The organism is Paractinoplanes ovalisporus, assembly GCF_016834655.1.
In the GTDB taxonomy this organism is placed as follows: Bacteria; Actinomycetota; Actinomycetes; order Mycobacteriales; family Micromonosporaceae; genus Actinoplanes; species Actinoplanes ovalisporus.
This window is the reverse complement of sequence record NZ_JAENHP010000004.1, coordinates 786,663-808,167: the sequence shown is the minus strand read 5'-3', so window position 1 is coordinate 808,167 and position 21,505 is coordinate 786,663. Positions and strand designations below refer to the sequence as shown.

The following is a 21,505-nucleotide window of genomic DNA, read 5'->3' as shown; positions in this document are numbered from 1 at the left end:
CGAACCTGCGAACCCCCGGGCGCCTGGATCGACCGGCTGTGCTACCGGGGCTCTTCGGCATCAAAGACTAGGCGCTTGTGAAGGCGTGCACAAATCGCGATCTTGGTGGCGCAGCTGGACAAAGATCATCCAGCGTGCTATCGGGGTGAACTGTTGAAGTATGCCCGCTTCGCCCCCGCACCGACCACCCTGCTACAGGGTACGAGCGATCGCGACCGCTTCGACGAGAGTGTCCGCAACCGGGCGACCCGAGGCGCGCAACCGGGACGGGTCGGTGAAGCCGCCGGTGTAGAGCACGATCTGCCCTCCGACGGCGTCGGCCGCGGCCGCGTCGTCGAGCGAGTCGCCGATCAGCACGACCTGATCACCGGTCACCCCCAGCTCGGCGATGTGCTCGGCCAGATGGCCCGCCTTGAGGTGGCCGCCGATCTCGGTGCGCAGCCCGTCGACCCGGGTGAAGACCCCGGTCAGCCCGTACGTCTCGATGGCCGGCACCAGCTCGGAGTGGAACCACATGGACAGCAGCGACTGCGAGCCGTGCCACTCCTTGAGCGCCGCCGACGCGTCCGCCGCCAGGGTCATGTTCGTCAGACCCAGCCGGTACGCGTCGTGGAAGATCCGGTCGAGGCGGCCGAACTCCTCGTCGTCGACCGCGCGTTCGAGGATCTCGGCGTAGAACTCGGCCACCGGCCGGCGGAACCGGCTGCGGTGCTCGTCGGCGTCGACCGACCGTCCACCGACCGCCGCGAAGGCCTCGTTGGTGGACGAGACCACCAGGCTGAGGTCGTCGAGCAGGGTGCCGTTCCAGTCCCAGACAAGGTGAGTTCGCGCCACGGCGAACAACCTACAGCCGGGGCTCCCCGGGCGGTCGGGCCAGATCACGAAGGAGTCGCGACTCCTCGACCCGCCAGTAGCCGTGCTCGGCGCCGTCGAGCAGCACGACCGGCACCCGGTCGCCGTAGTCCCGTTCCAGCTCGATCGATGAGTCGACGTCGACCCGCACCCACTGACCAGGAAGGATCCGGTCGAGCACGGCCTCGGCGTCCTGGCATAGGTGGCAGCCGTCGCGGCTGATCAGGGTTACCCGGCTCACGACCCCAACTCTCTCTTACGCACCTTGCCGGTCGCCGAGTGGGGAAGCTCACGAACCAGCTCGACGGTCGGCAGCTTGAACCGGGCGAGCTGGGCCGCGCAGAAGACCTGCAGCTCGGCCGGGGTGGGCGGCGGGTCGATGGCGGCCACCACGAACGCGTGCGGCCGCTGCCCGGCGTCGTGGTCGGGCACCCCGACCACGGCCGACTCGGCGACGCCGGGATGGGAGCCGAGCACCCGCTCGATCTCGGCCGGATAGACGTTGAAGCCGTGCACCAGGATCAGCTCGTCGATCCGGTCGACCAGGTGCAGGTCGCCGTCGCCGTCGGCGTAGGCCACGTCACCGGTCGCCCACCAGCCGCCGGCGTCCGGGCCCTCGCGCCCGTCGGGCCAGTAGCCGGAGAAGAGGTTGGCGCCGCGCACCACGATCTCGCCCGGGTCGGTGCCGGCGACATCTTCGACGGAGAGGTCGAGCTCGGCCAGATCCTCCTCGGGCGAGGGCGTGCCGTCCTCCCAGAGCACCTGACCCGCGGCCGAGCGCAGCCGCAGGGACACCCCGGGCAGCGGGCGGCCGATCGAGCCGGGCTTGCCGCGGTCGCTCACCGCCGTGGTGGTCAGCACGGGCGCGGTCTCGGTCAGTCCGTATCCGACCAGGATGCTTTTGCCGGTCGCGGCGCCGAAGCGGGCCATCTCGTCCGGCACGAGCGGCGCCGCCCCGCACACGGCACTCCGCACGCTGCGCATGGCGATTTTCACGCTCGGCTGCCGGGACCAGGCCGCATACATCCCCGGCACGCCCACGGCCACGGTCACTCCACGCTCGGCGATCACCGTGAGTGAGGCCGCCGCGTCGAAACGGTCGATCAGGACGCCGGTCGCCGCGTGGTGCGCGACGCTGCCCAGGCCGGTGTTGAGCCCGTACGCGTGGAACATCGGCACCGCGAGCAGCACCACGTCATCCGGGCCGACCACAGGAGGATCGATCGCGTCGAGCTGGTCGTGGTTGGCGGCCAGCGCCGCGTGCGTGAGCATCGCGCCCTTCGGCCGGCCACTGGTCCCCGACGTGTAGAGCAGCACGGCGAGGTCATGCGCCGCCACCTCGGGCAGGTCATCGGGCGCGGTGTCCAGATCAAGATCGAGGTTTCCCCGTACGCGGGGAGGCCCGGACCCGCGCTCCCCCGCGCCCACGACGAGGGCCGCCTGGGAGTCGGCGAGCACGTAGTCGAGCTCGTCGGGCGCGTAACCCGGGTTCAGCGGCACGGCGACACGCCCCGCCCGCAACACCCCGTAGAAGGCCACCACGAACTCGATCGAGTTGCCGAGCACCAGCGCGACCCGTTCGCCGGGCGGCACGAGCGAGGCCACCCGGTGCGCGGCCGCGGTCACCCGGCGGTCGAGCTCGGCCCAGGTCATCTCGGTGTCGGTGGTGATCAGCGCGGTGCCCTCGGGCCGGCGCGCGGCGGCCCGAGCGACCGGGTCGCGGGCTGCTTCGTCCACGAGGCACGAGTCTGGCACAAACATCCACGGAAGTGGACGGCGGACACCGTGTCCGTCGCGCGGACACCCGTGTCGGTCATCGTGGCAGACGTTCCTTGTGTCTTGTCTGCGCCACTTCGTACCATTTTCGCGCAGCGCACACGGAGTGCGACTCCGTGTGTTCGGTGTCCGTGATACTTCGCGTCTAAGTAACGGACTCCACAGCCATGGGTGAGGTTGGTCTGCACAAAAGCGGGCTACTTCACCCGTTTTGCTATGAGTGATCACCCCTCATCCCGAGGAGGCCGCTGTGCCACAAAAAGCACGGAAACACTGCGAATCCCAGTCTGGCGGGACGGATCAGCAGTCGGAGCAGAGCCGCCGGGTCGAGGAGGCGCAGTGAGTCATGTTTACGCCGGGGATCCGTACCGCCCCACCCTCGCCGACAGCCTGACGGGCCTCCGTCGCTCGGTCGACGACATGATCGTCAACACCATCCGGGGGGACAGCCCGAAGCGGACCCGCAACCGCCCGCACGTCAACGAGTCGCCGGGGCAGCGGATGCCCCCGACCGGCAACGCCAAGCCGATGGCCGGCGGTGGCCGGGTGGCCGTGCCCGGCCGGCCCTCGATGCCGGCCCAGCCGACCGCCGGTCAGCGCAGCAACCTGCCGGAGGCGCCGGTCGGTGAGCAGACCGTCGTCGTGCCCGCGCAGAGCACGACCGGTCCGCAGCGCGACGCCGAGCCGCCGAAATACCCGGCCCGCCCCGACCCGGGTGACGCCGCGGCCGAGGTGTGGGCGCTGGTCGAGCGGGCCCAGGCCGGCGAGGCCGAGGCGTTCGGCCTGATCTACGACCGGTACGTCGACACCGTGTTCCGGTTCGTCTACTTCCGCGTCGGCAACCGCCAGCTGGCCGAGGACCTCACCTCGGACACGTTCCTGCGCGCGCTCAAGCGCATCGGCAGCTTCACCTGGCAGGGCCGCGACCTCGGGGCCTGGCTGGTCACCATCGCCCGCAACCTGGTCGCCGACCACTTCAAGTCGGGCCGGTACCGCCTCGAGGTGACCACCGGAGACGTGCTCGACGCCGACCGCGAGGCTCGGGGGCCCGAGGGCAGCCCGGAATCGTCGGTGGTCGACCACATCACCAACGTCGCCCTGCTCACCGCGGTCAAGCAGCTCAACCCGGAGCAGCAGGAGTGCATCGTGCTGCGGTTCCTCCAGGGCTTCTCGGTGGCCGAGACCGCGCAGACGATGGGCAAGAACGAGGGCGCCATCAAGGCACTGCAGTACCGCGCGGTCCGAGCGCTCGCCCGCCTCCTGCCGGATGGATTCCAGGCGTGACCGCCTGCACCGAGCGGCACCCAGCCGCCGCCGACCAACGGCCTCGCAGGCGAGGACCAGAAGGGCACGCCAACAGCAAGCCCAGCGTGACGGGGCTCTCTCATACCCGATACCGGACGCAGTCTCCCGTAACCGGGGACGCGTGTCGCGCGTTTGTCCGAGTGCGACCCCGGGCGGCACTGTCGGCCACCGGCTTCGTCGCGACCGCCGGCGGTGCTGCCGGCGAGACATTCACAAGCGAGGGGAGGTGCCCGCGGTGAGATTCGATTTTCTGGACCGGCGGAGCGCCGAGCGCTTCGCGGAGCTTCTCGACGAGACCACCGGCGGCCGGCGGCATCACAGCCGCGGCCCGGCCGATGAGCAGCTCGCCGAGCTGGTCGCCATCGGTAGCAGCCTGTCCACGGCACGCCCGGCGGCCCGGGTCGATCCCGAGTTCCGCACGGGGCTGCGGGCCATGCTGGTCGCCACCGCGGAACGGGACGGCATCGGCCGCACCGCGACCGCGACGGCCGTCGACGAGCCCGCCATTGCCCAGCCCACCACGGCCCGCGGGGGCCGGTTGAGGCACGGACTGCTCGGCCACGGCGGCCGCATCCGGGCCCGGGGCGCGATCGTCATCGGGGTCGCGGCCGGCGCGCTGGCCGTCTCCGGCATCTCCGCAGCCAGCGAGAACGCATCGCCGGGGGACGCCCTCTACGGGGTCAAGCGCTCGACCGAACGGGCCCAGCTGGCGATGGCCGGTTCCGACGTCACCCGGGGGCAGCTGTCGCTGGACTTCGCCCGCAACCGGCTGGCCGAGGCCGTCGCCATGCCCGGCGACGACACCGGGTTCCCCGGGGTGCTGGACGACATGGACGCCGACACCCGCAAGGGCGTCAAGCTGCTGACCACCTCGGCGGTGGCCCGCAAGGACAGCAAGCCGCTGATCACCGTCGACTCGTTCGTCGACCGGCAGCGGCAGACGCTGAGCCCGGCCTTGACCAGGCTCTCGTCGCCGAACCAGGAGCGGGCGCTCAAGTCGATCGCCCTGCTCGACTCGGTCAGCGAGCGGGCGGAGTCCCTGCGTACGGGATTGAGCTGTGAAGACACCGTCTCGGCGGGGTCGGACGCGCTCGGCCCCAAGCTGAAGGGCTGCGCGGCCGACAACGGATCGGGCAGCCAGAGCTCGTCGAAGCCGTCGGGGCAGGCCGGCAAGCCGGCCACGCGCCCCGGCAGCAAGGGCGACCCCACGGCCGACCCGCAGCAGAGCGGCGACCCGGCCGTCACGCCGTCGGCCACGACCAACCCCGGCATGAAGGGGCAGCGCGCCCAGACGAGCGCGCCGGTCCTGCCGCCCGGCGGCACACCGGTGCAGTCGACCGGCCCGGACGGTGAGATGTCGCCGCAGCTGAACGGCGACGAGGGCGAGGAAGACCCGCTCGGCGGACTGCTGGGCGGACTGCTCGGGGACGACTGAGCAAGCGCGAAGACATGGCGAGGGGCGGTTGCCGGGTGTTACCGGTGCCGCCCCTCACTTGTCACTATAGGCGCACAGGTCGTCACGATCCAGTGACAATCGGTCATAGCCCGAAGGCGTCCGGCCGTTTCTCCAGCAACTCCAGCAACGTGGCCTGAATTGTCTCGCGTACCTGGTCAGCCAGGTTGTAGACCACCATCGGGTCGTCCGCGAGGTCGGTCAGGTGCTCGGTCGGGATCGGCGGGCAGAACTGGATGAGCCACTTGCTCGGCAGCGGCACCAGACCCAGCGGGCCCAGCCATGGGAAGGTCGGCGTGACCGGGAAGTAGGGAACGCCGAGCAGCCGGGCCAGCGGCTTGACGTCGGCCAGGATCGGATAGATCTCCTCGGCCCCGACGATCGCCACCGGGACGATCGGGGTGCCCGTGCGCAGCGCCGCCGAGACGAACCCGCCGCGGCCGAACCGCTGCAGCTTGTAACGGTCGGCGAAGCGCTTGCCGATGCCCTTGAAGCCCTCGGGGAACACGCCGACCAGCTCGCCCGTGCTCATCAGGCGCTCGGCGTCGGGGTTGCAGGCCACGGTGGCGCCCGACTTGCGGGCCAGCTCGCTCACCACCGGCATGCGGAAGACCAGGTCGGCGCCGAGCAGGCGCAGATGCCTCTCTTCGGGGTGCTGGTCGCGGATCGCCACCCCCAGCATCAGCGCGTCGAGCGCGAGCGTGCCCGAGTGGTTGGCCACCACCAGGGCGCCGCCCTTGGGCGGCACGTTCTCGATGCCGAAGACCTCGGTGCGGAACCAGTCGTGGTGGAGCACGCGCAGCAGCGGCTGGAAGACGGCGTCGTTCAGCTCACGGTCGAAGCCGAACTCGTCGACCTCGTAACCACCGGTGAGCCGCCGGCGCAGGAAGGCCAGGCCACGGGCCACCCGCTGATCCCAGATGTCGAGCGTGTCGGGCTCGGGCTCCGGGGGCGTGGTGGCCGTTCCCGTTCATCGACGGCACCTCCGGGATCGGGCGACGGCCGTTGACACGGACCGGCTCGGCCGGTCGGGGCAGCGTGAAGTCGGCGTGTCCCGGCAGCATGCCGCGAAACTCGTCCTGGCTCAATGCCGGTCACCTCCGGCGGCGGCGCCGGCCCGCACCCGGCGGATGCCGTCGAGAATCGCCTTCTCGGCCGCGGCGAGGCGGTCGGCGGTGAGCGACGAGCCGTTGGCGTGGCCCTTGATGAAGTCGTCGAAGGCCTCGGCCGTGGTGCGCGGGGTGAACCCGAACTCGCGCTCGAGCCGGGTCGTGTCGACCACGCGGCCGTGCACGAACAGGTCGATCTGGTCGAAGCCGATCTGACCGATGCCGACGTTGCGGGCGACTCCGGCCAGCGTGGAGAGCGTGCCCTCGGGCAGCGGCACCGAGATGCGCCCGGCCCGCCGGATGGCCTGCGAGAGCGACAGGATGCCGGCTCCGGCCACGTTGAAGGTGCCCGCGTGTTCCTCGACGATCGAGCGGTGCAGGATCTCGAGCGCGTCGTCGACGTGCACGAACTGCAGACGCGCGTCACGGCCGAGCACGGTCGGCACGACCGGCTGGGCGAAATAGCGCGTCAGCGTGGTGTCGGCCGTCGAGCTGATGAACGGCGCGAAGCGCAGCACGGTGGCCGCGACCTCGGGCCGCCGGCGCCGGAAGCCACGCACATAGCCCTCGATGTCGAGGATGTCGCGCGCGAAGGAGCCACGCGGCACGGCCCGGGGTTCGGTGTCTTCGGTGAAGACGCCCGGGTCGCGGAACGACGCGCCGTAGGCCGCCGTCGACGAACGCACCACCAGCTTGCGCAGCCGGGGTGCGGCCTGCGCGGCGGCGAGCAGCTGCATCGTGCCGATGACGTTCTGCTCTTTCATGGCGGCCCGCCCGTGCTGGGCGTCGGGCGCGCTGGTCACCGCGAGGTGCACCACCGCCTCGGCTCCGAGGTCGGCGATCGCGCCGGACGCGGCACGCGCGTCAGCCCGGATCAGCTCGACGTCGGCCAGCAGCTCACGCAGAGCCGTGGGCGGTTCGTGCGGATCCAGGCCGACGACACGGTCGACCCGGGAATCTGCGGCGAGACGAGCGGCCACCCGGGCGCCGAGGTATCGGCTGACTCCGGTGACCACAACGACGCTGGGCGGAGAGGTCACGACGGGCGCACCTTCCGATGCGGCGTGCGGCAAGTGTCCGACCGGCCGGGAATCACACCCGGCCCCGGATCACTTGCCCAGACGACGACGCTGGACGCGGGTCTTGCGCAGCAGCTTGCGGTGCTTCTTCTTCGCCATACGCTTGCGGCGCTTCTTGACCACGGAGCCCATACGAAATGCCTCTCGAAACCTGGTGGCTCGGAACGGGTGGCGCCGGTGGCACTCCCCGATTCCGATCTGATCGACGGCCCCCGAAACGCACAGCAGTCGGGAGCCAACCGCACCAGCGTACCGGCCCGGCCGTGGCCGGGCCAAAACGGCCCCGGGACGCGTTACGCGGTCTGCGAGAAAGCGCCGCGGAGATACTCGTGCACAGCGTGCTCGGGCACGCGGAACGACCGTCCGACCCGTACGGCCGTCAGGTCACCCCCGTGCACCAGCCGGTAGACCGTCATTTTGGAGACCCTCATGAGGGCGGCCACCTCGGCCACGGTCAGGAACCGCACCTCCGAGAGCTTCTCCTCGGTCTGGGCTGGACCTGTCATGTCGTCGCACCGATCCTTTCGCAGGCACAACCGCGGCGACCGGAAGGTCTAGCGACGCGGTGGCAAACGTGCGTGTCATCAGAACGGTATCGATACGGCTGTGACCAACGCGATACGTTCCGTGAAAAAGGTCAGAAAAAGTCAAGGCCGACACGCCGGATCTGTTGCGGTTTAGACCGAATTGTTGCCCATGAGGCGGCTATCGCCCCACCAGCCCCCGTCCGAGAACGGCCACGTTGCGGGGCCGCTCGGCCAGGCGGCGCATGAGGTAGCCGTACCACTGCTCGCCGTACGGGAGGTAGACACGCACGACGTTGCCGCCGGCCGACAGCCGGGACTGCTCCTCGACGCGGACGCCGTGCAGCATCTGGAACTCGTACTCCTCGGCGGTGCGGTCGAACCAGCGGGCCCGGTCTTCCGCGATCGCGATCAGCCGCGGGTCGTGGGTGGCCACCATCGGGTAACCCTCGCCCGACATCAGGATGTTGAGGCAGCGCACGAACGACTTGTCGATGTCGAGCGCCGACTGGAACGCGACCGACTCGGGTTCCGCGTAGGCCCCCTTGCAGAGCCGCACCCGGGAACCGGCCGTGGCCAGCTCGCGGCAGTCACCCTCGGTGCGCCGCAGGTAGGCCTGCAGGACGGCGCCCGTGCCCGGGTGGTCCTTCCGCAGGTCGGCCAGGATCTCCAGAGTGGAGTCGGTGAGGGTGTGGTCCTCGGCGTCCAGCGTCACCGTCGTGCCGGCCTCGGCCGCGGCCGCGCAGACGGCCTGAGCGTGCTCGTAGGCCAGCTTCTCGTCGAGACGCTGCCCGAGGGCGGAGAGCTTGACGCTGACCTCGGCCACGGGGCTCAGACCCGCGCCCTTGATGCGGCTCAGCAGCGAGCGGTATTCGTCGCGGACCGCGACCGCCTGCTCCACGCTGCGGGTCTCGGCCGCGAGGTGCTCGAACGTGATCGACAGACCGTCGTCGGCCAGCGTGCGGCCGGTGCGCAACGCCTCCTCGGCGTCGTCGCCCCCGACGAACTTGCGGACGGCGTTCTTGCTGACGCGGGCCGAGGTGGCGAGCCGCCCGAGACGGTCCGACCCGGCGGCGGCCAGGAGCAGGGAACGGAGCATGACCCGAGCGTATCGTCCGGAAGACCCGCAATCGCGGGAGTGCCACTCGCGTGGCAGTGCCGCCTCACGACCATGGCAGCGCCGCCTCACGACCATGGCAGCGCCGCCTCAAGACCGTGGCAGTGCCGCCTCACGAGCGTGGCGGTGGCCGCCTCGCGAGGCGTAGTCGGCCACAGAGCTTATGTTCGACCGGCTCAGAGGCGGCTACCTTTGTCGGGTGAACTTCGATGCGTACGCCCGGACCGCGGTCGACCTCGTCAACGCGGAGTTGGGCGATCTCGACGGGCTGCGGGCGCTGTTCGGCGACGAACAGGGCTGGATGCGCGACGAGGTCGTCGAGAAGGACGTGGCCGTGTTCCGCCGGGCCCAGCGCCGCCTGCGCGAGGTCTTCGAGCACGGGACGACCGGCCACGACGGCGACGCCGTCAAGGAGCTGAACTCACTGCTCGAGATGTTCCCGGTGCAGCCCCGCATCTCCGGCCACGACGCCGCCGACTGGCACATGCACGTGACCAGCCGCGGCTCGTCGGTCAGCGCGGAATACCTGGCCGGCGCCGCCTGGGGCCTGTCGGTGTGGCTGTGCGAATACGGCAGCGCCCGCTTCGGCATCTGCGCCGACGAACGCTGCGGCAACGTCTATCTGGACACGTCGTCCAACAACTGCCGGCGCTTCTGCTCGGAACGCTGCGCGACCCGCTCCCACGTCGCGGCCCACCGCGCGAGAAAGCGCGCCCAGACGCTTACGCCCGCGTGATCGCTGGGGTCGCCGACTCGGCCGGGGCCAGGTGCTTGCGGGCGAACTCGAGCGACTCGCGCAGGTCGGCCTCGCGGACCGCCCGGCTCGCCGCCTTGCGGGTCGAGACCTCGAGCGCCACCGACCCCCGGAAACCGCGCGCCGAAAGCGACCGCAGCAGCTCGGCGCAGGGCTGGTTGCCGCGGCCCGGAACCAGATGCTCGTCGCGGCCCTCACCGGTGCCGTCGCCCAGGTGCACGTGCTTGAGGCCGGAGCCCATCTTGTCGGCCATGCCCAGCGCGTTGATCCGCGACGCCGCGCAGTGCGACAGATCGAGCGTGTACGCGTCGAAGCCGGTCTCGGTCGGATCCCAGCCCGGCGTGTAGGGCACGAACCAGCGGCCGGCCATCTTGACCGGGAACATGTTCTCGATCGCGAACGCCAGGTCGGGGTGACGGGCCTGCACCTTGGCCAGGCCGGCGGCGAAGTTCTTCGCGTAGTCACGCTGCCAGCTGAACGGCGGGTGCACCACGACCGTGGGCGCGCCCAGCGTCTCGGCCAGCTGGGCGGCCCGGTTGAGCCTCTCCCACGGGTCGGGGCTCCACACCCGCTGGGTGACCAGCAGACACGGGGCGTGCACCGACAACACCGGCAGGTTGTAGTGGTCGGACAGACCTTTCAGGGCGCCGGCATCCTGGCTGACCCGGTCGGTCCACACCATGACCTCGAGGCCGTCGTAGCCGGCCGTGGCGGCCAGCTCGAACGCGGCGGCCGTCGGCTCGGGGAAGACCGACGAGCTGGACAGAAGCACGGGGACGCGGGAACTCACGTAGTCAAGCGTAGACCCGATTGTCGCGCACGCCGCCTCCTCGACCGGGTATATGCGGTCATACCGGGCGTCAGCGCGGCTTTGGTCACCTGCGCGCGTACGCTGTCGCGAGTGAGCCGCCGTACCCCGATCCGCATCACCCTCGACCCCGCGGCAGCCGAGCGCGCCCCCGAGGTCGGCCTCGACTTTCCTCGTGAGTGGATCGAGTTCCTCGACCCCGCCGACGAGAAGCATCTCGTCCGCGCCGACCTGACCTGGCTGCTGTCCCGCTGGACCTGCGTCTTCGGCTCGGCCTGCCACGGCATCGTGGCCGGCCGGGCCCAGGACGGCTGTTGTTCGCACGGGGCGTTCTTCACCGACGCCGACGACGGGAACCGGGTCAAGGCCGCCGCCGCCAAGCTGACCCCCGAGACGTGGCAGCACTACCGCCGCGGGTTCAAGAACTACACCGAGGTCGACACCATCGACGGGTCCAAGCCGGCCCGGCGCACGGCGATCCAGTCCGAGGACGGGCCGTGTGTGTTCCTCAACGACGCCGACTTCTCCGGCGGCGGTGGGTGTGCCCTGCACGCCCAGGCGCTGCGCGACGGCCGGCACCCGCTGGAATACAAGCCCGACGTCTGCTGGCAGCTGCCGGTGCGGCGCGAGCAGGACTGGATCAAGCGACCGGACGGCTCGAAGCTGCTGCAGTCCACGCTGACCGAGTTCGACCGGCGGGGCTGGGGGCCGGGCGGGCACGACCTCGACTGGTGGTGCACCTCGTCGCCCGAGGCCCACGTGGGCAGCGACCCGATGTACATCTCATACGCGCCCGAGCTCATCGCGTTGATCGGCCAGGCCGCGTACGGGAAATTGGCCGAGCTGTGTGACGCCCGGCTGAAGGCCGGCGTCGTGGCGGTGCACCCGGCCACCGTGGCCGCCGAAGGGCCGAAGAAGCGCGGCGGACGTGAGCCCGCCGCGCCCCCGAAGTCCTGAGGATCAGGGCTCGAACTTGTAGCCCAGGCCACGCACGGTGACGATGTAGCGCGGCGCCGACGGCTCCGGCTCCACCTTGGACCGGAGCCGTTTGACGTGTACGTCCAGGGTCTTGGTGTCACCGACGTAGTCGGCGCCCCACACCCGGTCGATCAGCTGGCCGCGGGTGAGCACCCGCCCGGCGTTGCGCAGCAGCAGCTCGAGCAGCTCGAACTCCTTGAGCGGCAGCTGCACGCCGGCGCCGTCGACCGTGACGACGTGGCGCTCGACGTCCATCCGCACCGGGCCGGCGGCGAGCGTCGGGGTCGAGACCTCGGCGGCCTCGGTGCCCTGGCGGCGCAGCACGGCCCGGATCCGGGCGACCAGTTCGCGCGGCGAGTACGGCTTGGTCACGTAGTCGTCGGCGCCGATCTCCAGGCCGACCACCTTGTCGATCTCGCTGTCGCGGGCCGTCACCATGATGATCGGCACGGCCGAACGCTGCCGCAGCTGGCGGCACACCTCGGTGCCGGACATCTCGGGAAGCATGAGATCGAGCAGCACGATGTCGGCACCGGTCCGGTCGAACTGCGTCAGAGCCGAGGTTCCGGTCGGGGCGACCGACACCTCGAAGCCCTCCTTACGCAGCATGTACGACAGGGCGTCGGAGAACGACTCCTCATCCTCGACCACGAGCACGCGGGCCAATGTGGTTCCTTCCATCTTCCGGCTTCCGGGGCTAACGCCCGGCCGCACCGGACTCGATCTCAATTGCCGTCGGTAACGGCAAGGGGGCTTCAGGGGGTCGCGCTGGTAGGCGCAGGGTGAACGTCGAGCCGTCGCCCAGGGTGCTGGTCACGTCGACCCGGCCCCCGTGGTTGGTCGCGATGTGCTTGACGATGGCCAGGCCCAGACCGGTTCCGCCGGTGGACCGGGAACGTGCCTGATCGGCACGGTAGAAACGCTCGAAGATGCGGTCGACGTCGTGCGGGGCGATGCCGATGCCCTGGTCGGCCACGTCGATCTCGACCCAGTCGTCGCCCTGACGCAGGGTGAGCTCGACCTTCGTGTCCTCACCGGAGTAGGCGATCGCGTTTTCCACCAGGTTGGTCACGGCGGTGGCGACCTGGCTGTCGCTGCCATAGACCATGGCGCCCTTGGGGCCGTTGTAGACGACCTCGATGGTCTTGGCCGAGGCCGTGGTGCGGGTGCGGTCGATGACCTCGGCGATCACCCAGTCGACCGACACCGGCTCGGGGGTCGGCAGCGGCTCGGCGCCCTGCAGCCGGGTCAGTTCGAGCAGCTCGCTGACCAGCCGGCCCATGCGCGCCGACTCGTGGTGGATGCGCTCGGCGAACCGGCGGGCGGCCAGCAGATCCTCGTTCTGTTCCTGCTCGGGGTCGGCCGCCGGCAGTTCGGTGGCGTCGAGCAGGGCCTCGGCGAGCAGTTGGAGGGCGCCGATCGGGGTCTTGAGCTCGTGGCTGACGTTGGCCACGAAGTCCCGCCGTACGCGGGCCAGCCGGTGCGACTCGGTGACGTCGGCCGCCTCGATCGCGACGTGCGTCTGGTTCAGCGCGACCGCGCGCAGGTGCAGGCCGAGCGGCGCCTGCGCCCCACCGGCCCGGCCCCGAGGAAGATCAAGTTCCACTTCCCGGCGTACGCCCGTACGACGCACCTGACCGGCCAGCGTCCGCAGAATGGGATGGGCGGCGATCGTGCCCGGCGCCCCGCCCGACCGGAGCAGGCCCATGGCCCGGGCGGCCGGGTTGACCAGCACCGGGTGGTCCTCGGCGTCGAGCACCACCACGCCGACACGCAGCGAGTCGAGGCTCTTGCGTCCGAGCCCCTTCATGCCGTGCTTGCCGGCGTGCGGCTCCCATCCCGCTCCCCCGGAACGGGCCGAAGGCTCCTCTGCGTCGATGGTGCGACCCCCCTCATGCGGCCTGTTGCCAGACTTTTCAACCGGCCTCGGCGACCTGCGGGCACGGGCGAACACCAGCCCAGCGACCGCGCCGACAACGAGCGCGGCGAGGATCAGAGGGATGCCGTACGCCAGGTCCACGCAGCGATCGTAGGGTCATTGTTTACCTGGCTACTAGAATGAGCCGGACAAATCGGGCGCGCGTCGAATAATGTTCACCACTGCGCCCGGCGTCGTTCATCGCCGTTCACGTAGCCGCCGTAACGCCCACTTAGCGTGGGGGCCAGCCACGGTCGTGCCCTGCCCTTGGGACGGCCCCACCGAACCCCGGGACGAGGACATGCGCGAGGAGTTCCAGGCCGACCTCAACGAGGTCAGCCGCCTGATGGTCACCATGGCGGAAGCCGTACGCGAGGCGATGCGCAAGGCGACCAAGGCCCTGCTGACCGCCGACCTGAAGGCGGCCGAGGCCGTGATCGAGCGCGACCACGAGGTCGACGAGCTCAACAGCCAGGTCGAGGCCAAGGTCGCCGACACCATCGCCCGTCAGGCGCCGGTCGCCTCCGACCTGCGGATGGTCATCACCGCCCTGCACATCTCGGCCGATCTCGAGCGGATGGGCGACCTGGCCGAGCACGTGGCCAAGACGGCCGCCCGCCGGCACCCGTCGCCGGCCGTACCGGCCGAGCTGCGCCCGGTCTTCCAGGGCATGGCCGAGGTGGCCGACAAGATGGCCGAGAGCATCGGCAACCTGCTGGCCAAGCCCGACGCCGAACTGGCGGCCAAGCTGGAGCACCAGGACGACGAGATCGACGACCTGGAGCGCAAGCTCTTCAAGATCATGCTGGACGACGACTGGCCGTACGGCGCGGAGACCGCGATCGACGGCGCGCTGCTGGGCCGCTTCTACGAGCGGTACGCCGACCACGCCGTCAACGTGGGCGAGCAGCTTGTATACCTGATCACCGGAGAGCCGGTGGCCGACCAGAGCTGAGCGGTTCTTTCGCTCGCCCGGTCGGGGCGAAGGCCGGGACGCCACGGGGGCGTCCCGGCCTTCTGCTGTTTCCGGGGCCGTGGTCGGCCGTTTCTAGCGGCCCTGGTTGGCGACCGCGGCCGCGGCTTCCTTCGCCGCCTCGGGGTCGAGGTATTCGCCGCCCGGCTTGAGCGGGCGCAGGTCGTCGTCGAGGTCGTAGCGCAGCGGGATGCCGGTCGGGATGTTCAGCTTCGAGATCGCCTCGTCCGAGATGCTGTCGAGGTGCTTCACGAAGGCCCGCAGCGAGTTGCCGTGCGCGGCCACCAGCACGGTCTTGCCGGCGCGCAGGTCCGGAACGATCTCGTCGTACCAGTAGGGCAGGGCCCGCACCAGCACGTCCTTCAGGCACTCGGCCTTCGGCTTGGCCTCGGGCGGCAGCAGGGCGTAGCGCGGGTCGTCGAACTGGGAGAACTCCGAGCCGGCCTCGATCGGCGGCGGCGGCACGTCGTAGGACCGGCGCCAGAGCATGAACTGCTCCTCGCCGTACGTCTCGAGGGTCTGCTTCTTGTCCTTGCCCTGCAGGGCGCCGTAGTGGCGCTCGTTGAGCCGCCACGACCGCTTGACCGGAATCCAGTGCCGGTCGGTGATGTGCAGGGCGATCTCGCTCGTCCGGATGGCGCGGCGCAGGACGCTGGTGTGCACCACGTCCGGCAGCACGCCGCTCTCCTTCAGCAGCTCGCCACCGCGGCGGGCCTCGGCCTCGCCCTTGGCGTCGAGGTCGACGTCGACCCAACCGGTGAAGAGGTTCTTGGCGTTCCACTCGCTGTTGCCGTGTCGCAGCAGCACCAGAGTCCCTGTCATGACCTCCATCCTGCCGCAGCCCGTTTCCTTGCGGGCCGCGACCCCGAAGTGGCGACCACCACATGGAAACCCGGTTGCGCTCGCTCTTTCCATGTAAGGGAATGAAGGCCGGGCGCTACTTACGGGGGAATGACGTGCGGGGATGGTTCGACCAGGCTGTGGGTGGCCTGCCACGCCAGTTCTGGCTGCTCTGGACCGGCACGCTGATCAACCGCCTGGGCTCGTTCGTCGTGATCTTCCTGGCGATCTACCTGACCGCCGACCGGCACTTCTCGCAGAGCCAGGCCGGCCTGGTCATCGGCCTGTACGGGGTCGGGGGCGCCCTCGGCACCACGCTGGGCGGGGTGCTGGCCGACCGCTGGGGCCGCAAACCGACCATGCTGACCGCCCAGTTCGGGGCGGCCGCCCTCATGCTCGTGCTCGGTCTCGCCCACGACTACGGCCAGATCCTGGCCGCGACGTTCGCGCTGGGCCTGTTCACCGAGGCGGTGCGCCCGGCCTTCTCGGCGATGATGGTCGACGTCGTGCCCGAGCACGACCGGGTGCGGGCGTTCTCGCTCAACTACTGGGCGATCAACCTGGGCTTCGCGCTCTCGGCGGTCGGAGCCGGGCTGGCCGCCAAGGTCGACTACCTGCTGCTGTTCGTCGTCGACGCGGGGACGACCCTGGTCACCGCCCTGATCTGCCTCGTCTTCCTCCGCGAGACCCGGCCCGCTCGAGCGCCCGAGGGGCATCGGACCCGCGACTCCGGCGGCATGATCACCGCGCTGCGCGACCGCGTCTTCCTGGCGTACCTGCTGGTCTCGGTCTTCGGCATCGTCGTGATGATGCAGCACATGTCGACGCTGCCGATCGCCATGACCACGGAGGGGCTGTCGGCGGCGACGTACGGCTGGGTGATCGCGGTCAACGGTGTGCTCATCGTGCTCGGGCAGCTGTTCGTGCCGCGGCTGATCGGCGGGCGCGAGCCGGCCCGCGTCCTCGCGCTCGGGTCGCTGATCATCGGTGTCGGCTTCGGGCTCACGGCGTTCGCCCACGCATCCTGGTTCTTCGCGCTGAGCGTGGTGATCTGGACGCTCGGCGAGATGATCCAGTCGCCCAGCAACGCGACCACGGTCGCCGCGCTCTCCCCGGCCTCGATGCGCGGGCGCTACCAGGGGCTCAACTCGCTGAGCTGGTCGGCCGGCACCGCCCTGGCCCCGATCGCGGGTGGCCTCACGCAGGAACATCTCGGCAATACGGCCCTGTGGCTGGGCTGCTTCGTCGTCTGTGCGCTGGTCGCCGTGGGGCACCTCGTGTCAGGGCCGAGCCGCCGGCGGCGTATCGCGCTGCTCTCGCCCTCGGCTCCCGTCGCCGAGCCTCCGCCGGTGCCCTCGATCGCCGAGCCGCTGGCCGACGCACCGCCCGCGCGGTAACGTCCGCATCTGTTAAGACAGTTACCTATAGCGGGGGCGCCGGGTGCGGGCATGGCTGCGGGACACGGCCGGCGGGCTGTCCGCGACGTACTGGTACCTCTGGACCGGCCTGCTGATCAACAAGGTCGGCGGGTTCGCGATCCTGTTCCTCTCGCTCTACCTGACCTCGCAACGCGGCGCCGGCACCGCTCAGGCGGGGCTCATCGTGGGGACGTACGGAATCGGGGGTCTGCTCGGCAGCCTGACCGGCGGCGTCCTGACCGACCGCTGGGGACGTCGCCGCACGCTGCTGACCTCGCACTTCACCACGGTGGCGGCGCTGCTCGCGCTGGCCTTCAGCAGCGACCTCGTCATGATCGCGGTGTGGTGCGCGCTGCTCGGCGTGGCCCAGTCGATGGCCAGTCCGGCCTTCGTGGCCGCGATCATCGACGTCACTCCCGCCGAGAAGCGGTCACGCGCGTTCAACCTGCAGTTCTGGGCGCTCAACCTGGGCCTGGCCGGGGCGTCGCTGCTGGCCGGGCTGCTGGCCCAGTGGAGTTACGTGGGCCTGTTCCTGATCGACGGCGCCTGCACCCTGGTCACCGGCATCCTGATCGCCTGGAAGGTCCCCGAGACCCTCCGTACGCCGTCCTCCCCGTCCCGCCCTCGCGCCGGCGGCCTCGGCACCGTGCTCACCGACCGGATCTTCCTGGTGTTCGTGGGACTGACCCTGCTGCAGGCGCTGATCTACGCCCAGAGCAACACGATCGTCCCGCTGGCGATGCACGCCGACGGCCTCTCCCCCGCCGCGTACGGCTCGGTGGTCGCCCTCGGCGGCGCCCTGATCGTGCTGGGCCAGCTGTTCGTGCCCCGCCTGATCGACGGCCACCGCAAGCACCGGGTGCTGGCGCTGGCCCTGCTGGTCGACGGCGTCGGCTTCGGCGTGCTGGCCTTCGCCGACCACCTGGCCTGGTATCTGCTGGCCGCCGCGATCTGGACCGTCGGCAGCATGCTGGCCGCCCCGCCCAACGCCGAGATCAACTCTGAGCTGGCGCCGTTGGCTCTGCGGGGCCGTTACCAGGCGGTGTTCTTCCTGACGTTCCCCGCCGCGTCGTTCCTGGCGCCTTCGGTGGGTGGGGCCGGTCTGCAATACCTCGGGGACGCGCACTGGGTCGTGGTGGGCGTGCTGGGGGCCTTGGCAGCGGGCCTGCATCTGCTGGCCGGGCGACCGCGGGAGCGCCGGGTGGCCGCGATCCGCGACGAGACGTCAGCCGTCGCCGAGGTCAGCTGAGGAGGGAGGCGTCTTCCTCTCCCACTAAACCCACCGCCACCCCCAGCCACCCAGGGCAGGGTGGGGACTTTACGCCCCGACGAGGCCATGAAGCGGGTTGTCCACAGGCACCCGCAGACAAAAAATGACGGCCACTTGGGCCGTCCTCAGTTGGCACCGGCGGCGGCGGACGACGCCCATCCCCATAGGCGTCGCCCGCACTAACCGCCGGTCTCGGGTCGCGCCGTCCCCCAACGGCTTATGCCACCCGTCCCCAAACGTCGGCCGCGGCGATCGTCTCCGATCCACCAGTTCCCCGAACTAACGGTCCGACGTCCATTGATTACGCTAGTTGGGGCAGTCAAGGCAGACAAGCCAACTGGCTGTCCGCCATCTGTCTGCACCATCACAGTCATCGACAATTGGCCGATCGGCCCATGACCTGTCCCACAACTGGACCGGATTAAAGCCGCAGTCCGGACACGACACGGGGTGACGGGACCGCGGTCGATGCGTTCGCACGCCCTCCGAGATCGACGTGATCTTCTGCGGGCGGTCGACCGGGAAGGAAAGTTTCCTGCCGTCGGCGCCCTTCTTCGGAGACGAGACGGAAGGGGAGGCCGATCGGCGGCGCCGTTCACTCCGCATTCATCGGCAATTTCCTATCGCCGAGGAAAACCCGCCCCGAGTCGGGGGCGATCAGGATTCGTCCGCCTGAGGGAGCCAGGTGTTTGCGGCGATCAGGATTCGTCCGTCTGGGGAGCCAGGTGCTTGAACGCCTGGAGGTTGGCCAGGGACTCGCCCCGCTTGACCCGCCACTCCCACTCGCGCCGGATGGACGAGCCGAAGCCGATCTCGAGCATCGTGTCGAACGACTCGTCGGCGTACGTGAGAACCGCGCCCAGCAACCGGTCCAGCTCGTCCTCGTCCAGGCCGCCGAGCGACACCCGGCCGGTCAGATAGACGTCGCCCGCCGCGTCGATCGAGAACGAGACCCCGTACGTGCGGGCGTTACGCCTCAGCAGCCAGGCCCACAGCTCCTCGTGCCGCTCGTCGGGACGGCGCATCACGAACGCCTCGACGCGCAGCGCGTGCTCGCCGACGATCAGGTTGACCGCGGTCTTGAGCTTGTGGGTGCCGGGGAGCGTGACCACGTACGAGGCGGGGCCGGTGCTCTCCCACTCCAGCTCGCGGTCGGTCAGCACCTTCTCGATCAGCTCGGTCACCATGCGTACGCCTCCAGGCGCTTCGCGATCAGGGCCCGGTGCGCGGTCACGGCCTCACGGTAGACCCGGAGCAGACCCTCGGCCGTACGGTCCCAGGAGAAGTCGGACGCGTGCGCGACCGCCCCCGCCGCCAGCCGTCGCAGCTCGCGGGGCTGGGCCAGCAGGTCGTCGAGCACCTTGGCCCACGTCGAGGGGTCGTGCCCGTCGACCAGCAGGCCGCTGATCCCGTGCCGCACCGCGGTCACCAGGCCACCGACCGCGGCCGCCACCACGGGGGTGCCGCAGGCCTGCGCCTCGAGCGCGACCAGCCCGAACGACTCGTTGTAGGACGGCACCGCCACCAGGTCGGCGCTGCGATAGAGGGCGGCCAGCCCCTCGGTGTTCTGGGGCGGCAGGAAGACCACCTTGCCGGCCACGCCGAGCGAGGTCGCCAGCTCGATGAGGGCGCTCGGGCGGTCGAGCCCGGTGCCGCTCGGCCCGCCGCAGATGACCAGCGTGGTGTCGGGGTCGTTCATCGCGGCCAGCGCCGAGATCAGCACGTCGGGCGCCTTGAGCGGCTGGATCCGGCCGACGAAGGCGATCACCTTGCCCCGCTCGGGCAGCCCGAACCGGGCCCGCTCGCTCGCGCCCGGACGGAACCGGTCGAGGTCGACGCCGGGCTGCACGACCGTGGTGCGGGCCGGGTCGGCGTCGTAGTAAGCGACCAGGTCCTGCGCCTCGAAGCGGGTGTTCGCGACGAGCCGGTCGGACTCGGCGATCACCTGCTCCTCGCCGATCACCCGGGCCTTGGGCTCGGGGCGGTCACCGGCCGCGATCAGCCGGTTCTTCACCTTGGCCAGGGTGTGCGCGGTGTGCACGTGCGGCACGCCCCAGCGTTCCCGGGCCAGCCAGCCGACCTGGCCGGAGAGCCAGTAGTGCGAGTGGATCAGGTCGTAGTAGCCCGGCGGGCGTGCCGCCTCGGCCCGCAGCACGCCGTTGGTGAAGGCGCACAGCTGGGCGGGCAGCTCCTCCTTCGAGAGCCCCTCGTACGGGCCGGACGTGATGTGGCGTACGCAGACGCCGGGGGCCATCTCGACCTTCGGGGGCAGCTCGCTGCGGGTGGCACGGGTGAAGATCTCGACCTCGACGCCGAGGCGGGCCAGCCGCTTCGAAACCTCGACGATGTACACGTTCATGCCGCCGGCGTCACCGGTGCCCGGCTGCTCGAGCGGGGACGTGTGAACCGAGAGAGTGGCGATGCGCCGGGGGGTCGGCCATTCTGCCACGATCAATCCTCCTGGACGGGTGTCACGCAAATTGTTGCGCAGTCACTAATCTTCCCCGCCGCGGTGCCCTGAACCACCATCCAGTCACTCCGGGGTGACCCAAGTCATCGGGAAGGATGGGGGCATGCAGAACATCGCAGTGGTCACGGGCGCGTCCAGCGGCATCGGGGCGGCGACCGCCCGCCGGCTCGCGTCCGAGGGTTTCCACGTCGTCGCCGCGGCCCGGCGCGCCGACCGGCTCGCGGCCCTGGTCAAGGAGATCGGCTCGGCGGCCACCGCGGTCGAGTGCGACGTCACGTCCGACGAGTCGGTGGCGGCGCTGACCTCGGCCGTCGCCGACCTGGGCGGACCGGTCACGTTGCTGGTCAACAACGCGGGCGGGGCGCAGGGGCTCGACCCGGTCGAGTCGGGCGCGGTCGCCGACTGGCAGTGGATGTACGACGTGAACGTGCTCGGCTCGCTGCGGGTGACCCAGGCGCTGCTGCCGGCCCTGGTCGCGAGCGGGGCCGGGACGATCGTGACGGTCGGCTCGACGGCGGCGTTCACGGTCTATGAGGGCGGCGGTGGTTACACGGCGGCCAAACACGCCCAGACGGCCCTGGTCGGGACGCTGCGGCTGGAACTGGCCGGGAAGCCCGTACGCGTCATCGAGGTCGATCCGGGCATGGTGCGTACGGACGAGTTCTCGCTCAAGCGGTTCGGCGGTGACCAGGCCCGGGCCGATGCCATCTATGAGGGCGTACGGGAACCGCTGGTGGCGGACGACATCGCGGACATCATCGCGTACGCCGCGACGCGTCCCCAACACGTCAATCTCGACCGCATCGTGGTGCGTCCGATCGCGCAGGCCGCCCAGCACAAGGTCCACCGGGAGAAGTAGGC

The 21,505-nt window shown here is 70.4% G+C and carries 21 protein-coding genes and 1 pseudogene; 8 read left to right on the top strand and 14 right to left on the bottom strand.

Features of this window, described 5'->3' with window-relative positions:
* Positions 1-192: 192 nt before the first annotated feature.
* Genes JIG36_RS17855 through JIG36_RS17845 form a run of 3 tightly spaced genes read right to left on the bottom strand, consistent with a single transcriptional unit; the run spans position 193 to position 2,613 of the window.
* Entirely contained in the window at positions 193-834 is a 642-nt protein-coding gene (locus tag JIG36_RS17855) for an HAD family hydrolase (protein ID WP_203377371.1), read from the bottom strand.
* A 10-nt stretch (positions 835-844) separates the two neighbouring features.
* Entirely contained in the window at positions 845-1,093 is a 249-nt protein-coding gene (locus JIG36_RS17850; RefSeq protein WP_203377370.1) for a glutaredoxin family protein, read from the bottom strand.
* Positions 1,090-2,613: an AMP-binding protein gene (locus JIG36_RS17845; protein ID WP_203377369.1), complete on the bottom strand. Its 1,524-nt coding sequence runs from the start codon at positions 2,611-2,613 to the stop codon at positions 1,090-1,092. Before JIG36_RS17845 ends, JIG36_RS17850 begins: the two co-directional genes overlap by 4 nt.
* Before the next feature lie 435 nt (positions 2,614-3,048).
* On the opposite strand from JIG36_RS17845, the gene JIG36_RS17840 reads away from it, so the two are divergent.
* The gene (locus tag JIG36_RS17840; protein WP_203377481.1) at positions 3,049-3,912 is read left to right on the top strand and encodes an ECF subfamily RNA polymerase sigma factor, BldN family; all 864 of its coding nucleotides are present in this window, start codon (positions 3,049-3,051) and stop codon (positions 3,910-3,912) included.
* A 247-nt stretch (positions 3,913-4,159) separates the two neighbouring features.
* Positions 4,160-5,059: pseudogene (locus JIG36_RS17835) on the top strand (DUF5667 domain-containing protein); the annotation flags it as partial.
* A 412-nt stretch (positions 5,060-5,471) separates the two neighbouring features.
* Here JIG36_RS17835 and JIG36_RS17830 read toward each other — a convergent pair.
* From JIG36_RS17830 to JIG36_RS17810, 5 genes are all read right to left on the bottom strand, one after another.
* Positions 5,472-6,293, bottom strand: a complete 822-nt coding sequence (locus JIG36_RS17830) for a lysophospholipid acyltransferase family protein (protein WP_438870731.1) — start codon at positions 6,291-6,293, stop codon at positions 5,472-5,474.
* Between the two features lie 177 nt (positions 6,294-6,470).
* A complete protein-coding gene (locus JIG36_RS17825) occupies positions 6,471-7,535 on the bottom strand; it encodes an NAD-dependent epimerase/dehydratase family protein (protein ID WP_203377367.1) in 1,065 nt (354 codons plus the stop codon).
* 69 nt (positions 7,536-7,604) lie between these two features.
* Positions 7,605-7,706 (bottom strand): 30S ribosomal protein bS22, encoded by a 102-nt coding sequence (locus tag JIG36_RS17820; protein ID WP_007465623.1) that lies wholly within the window; start codon positions 7,704-7,706, stop codon positions 7,605-7,607.
* Positions 7,707-7,867: 161 nt separating this feature from the next.
* Positions 7,868-8,080 carry a helix-turn-helix domain-containing protein gene (locus JIG36_RS17815; RefSeq protein ID WP_127498359.1) on the bottom strand — a complete coding sequence of 71 codons (213 nt, stop codon included), beginning with the start codon at positions 8,078-8,080 and terminating at the stop codon, positions 7,868-7,870.
* A gap of 199 nt (positions 8,081-8,279) precedes the next feature.
* A complete protein-coding gene (locus JIG36_RS17810) occupies positions 8,280-9,197 on the bottom strand; it encodes a proline dehydrogenase family protein (protein ID WP_203377366.1) in 918 nt (305 codons plus the stop codon).
* Between the two features lie 217 nt (positions 9,198-9,414).
* Between JIG36_RS17810 and JIG36_RS17805 the strand changes: the two genes are divergently transcribed.
* Positions 9,415-9,951, top strand: coding sequence for a CGNR zinc finger domain-containing protein (locus JIG36_RS17805; RefSeq protein WP_203377365.1), 537 nt, complete (start codon positions 9,415-9,417; stop codon positions 9,949-9,951).
* On the opposite strand, the gene JIG36_RS17800 is transcribed toward JIG36_RS17805, so the two are convergent.
* Positions 9,938-10,759, bottom strand: a complete 822-nt coding sequence (locus JIG36_RS17800) for a sugar phosphate isomerase/epimerase family protein (RefSeq protein ID WP_203377364.1) — start codon at positions 10,757-10,759, stop codon at positions 9,938-9,940. The two genes, JIG36_RS17805 and JIG36_RS17800, sit on opposite strands and share 14 nt — an antisense overlap.
* Positions 10,760-10,870: 111 nt before the next feature.
* Between JIG36_RS17800 and JIG36_RS17795 the strand changes: the two genes are divergently transcribed.
* A complete protein-coding gene (locus JIG36_RS17795) occupies positions 10,871-11,734 on the top strand; it encodes a DUF3109 family protein (RefSeq protein ID WP_307872772.1) in 864 nt (287 codons plus the stop codon).
* Between the two features lie 3 nt (positions 11,735-11,737).
* On the opposite strand, the gene JIG36_RS17790 is transcribed toward JIG36_RS17795, so the two are convergent.
* Together JIG36_RS17790 and JIG36_RS17785 are read right to left on the bottom strand one after the other, a co-directional pair.
* Entirely contained in the window at positions 11,738-12,421 is a 684-nt protein-coding gene (locus JIG36_RS17790; protein ID WP_020512993.1) for a response regulator, read from the bottom strand.
* Positions 12,422-12,452: 31 nt separating this feature from the next.
* A complete protein-coding gene (locus tag JIG36_RS17785; protein ID WP_203377478.1) occupies positions 12,453-13,751 on the bottom strand; it encodes a sensor histidine kinase in 1,299 nt (432 codons plus the stop codon).
* Between the two features lie 223 nt (positions 13,752-13,974).
* On the opposite strand from JIG36_RS17785, the gene phoU reads away from it, so the two are divergent.
* Entirely contained in the window at positions 13,975-14,628 is a 654-nt protein-coding gene (phoU, locus tag JIG36_RS17780; RefSeq protein ID WP_203377363.1) for a phosphate signaling complex protein PhoU, read from the top strand.
* Positions 14,629-14,721: 93 nt separating this feature from the next.
* On the opposite strand, the gene JIG36_RS17775 is transcribed toward phoU, so the two are convergent.
* Positions 14,722-15,468, bottom strand: a complete 747-nt coding sequence (locus tag JIG36_RS17775; RefSeq protein WP_203377362.1) for a phosphoglyceromutase — start codon at positions 15,466-15,468, stop codon at positions 14,722-14,724.
* 134 nt (positions 15,469-15,602) lie between these two features.
* Here JIG36_RS17775 and JIG36_RS17770 point away from each other — a divergent pair, with 134 nt between their 5' ends.
* Positions 15,603-16,883, top strand: coding sequence for an MDR family MFS transporter (locus JIG36_RS17770; RefSeq protein ID WP_203377361.1), 1,281 nt, complete (start codon positions 15,603-15,605; stop codon positions 16,881-16,883).
* Between the two features lie 43 nt (positions 16,884-16,926).
* A complete protein-coding gene (locus JIG36_RS17765; protein ID WP_203377360.1) occupies positions 16,927-18,153 on the top strand; it encodes an MFS transporter in 1,227 nt (408 codons plus the stop codon).
* A 719-nt stretch (positions 18,154-18,872) separates the two neighbouring features.
* On the opposite strand, the gene JIG36_RS17760 is transcribed toward JIG36_RS17765, so the two are convergent.
* Together JIG36_RS17760 and mshA are read right to left on the bottom strand one after the other, a co-directional pair.
* The gene (locus JIG36_RS17760) at positions 18,873-19,361 is read right to left on the bottom strand and encodes a type III secretion system chaperone family protein (RefSeq protein ID WP_203377359.1); all 489 of its coding nucleotides are present in this window, start codon (positions 19,359-19,361) and stop codon (positions 18,873-18,875) included.
* Complete coding sequence (mshA, locus tag JIG36_RS17755; RefSeq protein ID WP_307872771.1) at positions 19,355-20,623, bottom strand: D-inositol-3-phosphate glycosyltransferase; 1,269 nt, start codon at positions 20,621-20,623, stop codon at positions 19,355-19,357. Before mshA ends, JIG36_RS17760 begins: the two co-directional genes overlap by 7 nt.
* Before the next feature lie 124 nt (positions 20,624-20,747).
* Here mshA and JIG36_RS17750 point away from each other — a divergent pair, with 124 nt between their 5' ends.
* Positions 20,748-21,503 carry an SDR family oxidoreductase gene (locus JIG36_RS17750; RefSeq protein ID WP_203377357.1) on the top strand — a complete coding sequence of 252 codons (756 nt, stop codon included), beginning with the start codon at positions 20,748-20,750 and terminating at the stop codon, positions 21,501-21,503.
* The last annotated feature ends 2 nt before the right edge of the window (positions 21,504-21,505 follow it).

Bases quoted from the DNA above. Each gene is read 5' to 3' on its own strand.
- JIG36_RS17820 (WP_007465623.1), bottom strand. From the start codon at position 7,706: ATGGGCTCCGTGGTCAAGAAGCGCCGCAAGCGTATGGCGAAGAAGAAG.
- JIG36_RS17775 (WP_203377362.1), bottom strand. From the start codon at position 15,468: ATGACAGGGACTCTGGTGCTGCTGCGACACGGCAACAGCGAGTGGAAC.
- phoU (WP_203377363.1), top strand. From the start codon at position 13,975: ATGCGCGAGGAGTTCCAGGCCGACCTCAACGAGGTCAGCCGCCTGATG.
- JIG36_RS17750 (WP_203377357.1), top strand. From the start codon at position 20,748: ATGCAGAACATCGCAGTGGTCACGGGCGCGTCCAGCGGCATCGGGGCG.
- JIG36_RS17815 (WP_127498359.1), bottom strand. From the start codon at position 8,080: ATGACAGGTCCAGCCCAGACCGAGGAGAAGCTCTCGGAGGTGCGGTTC.
- JIG36_RS17810 (WP_203377366.1), bottom strand. From the start codon at position 9,197: ATGCTCCGTTCCCTGCTCCTGGCCGCCGCCGGGTCGGACCGTCTCGGG.
- JIG36_RS17845 (WP_203377369.1), bottom strand. From the start codon at position 2,613: ATGTTTGTGCCAGACTCGTGCCTCGTGGACGAAGCAGCCCGCGACCCG.
- JIG36_RS17840 (WP_203377481.1), top strand. From the start codon at position 3,049: ATGATCGTCAACACCATCCGGGGGGACAGCCCGAAGCGGACCCGCAAC.
- JIG36_RS17760 (WP_203377359.1), bottom strand. From the start codon at position 19,361: ATGGTGACCGAGCTGATCGAGAAGGTGCTGACCGACCGCGAGCTGGAG.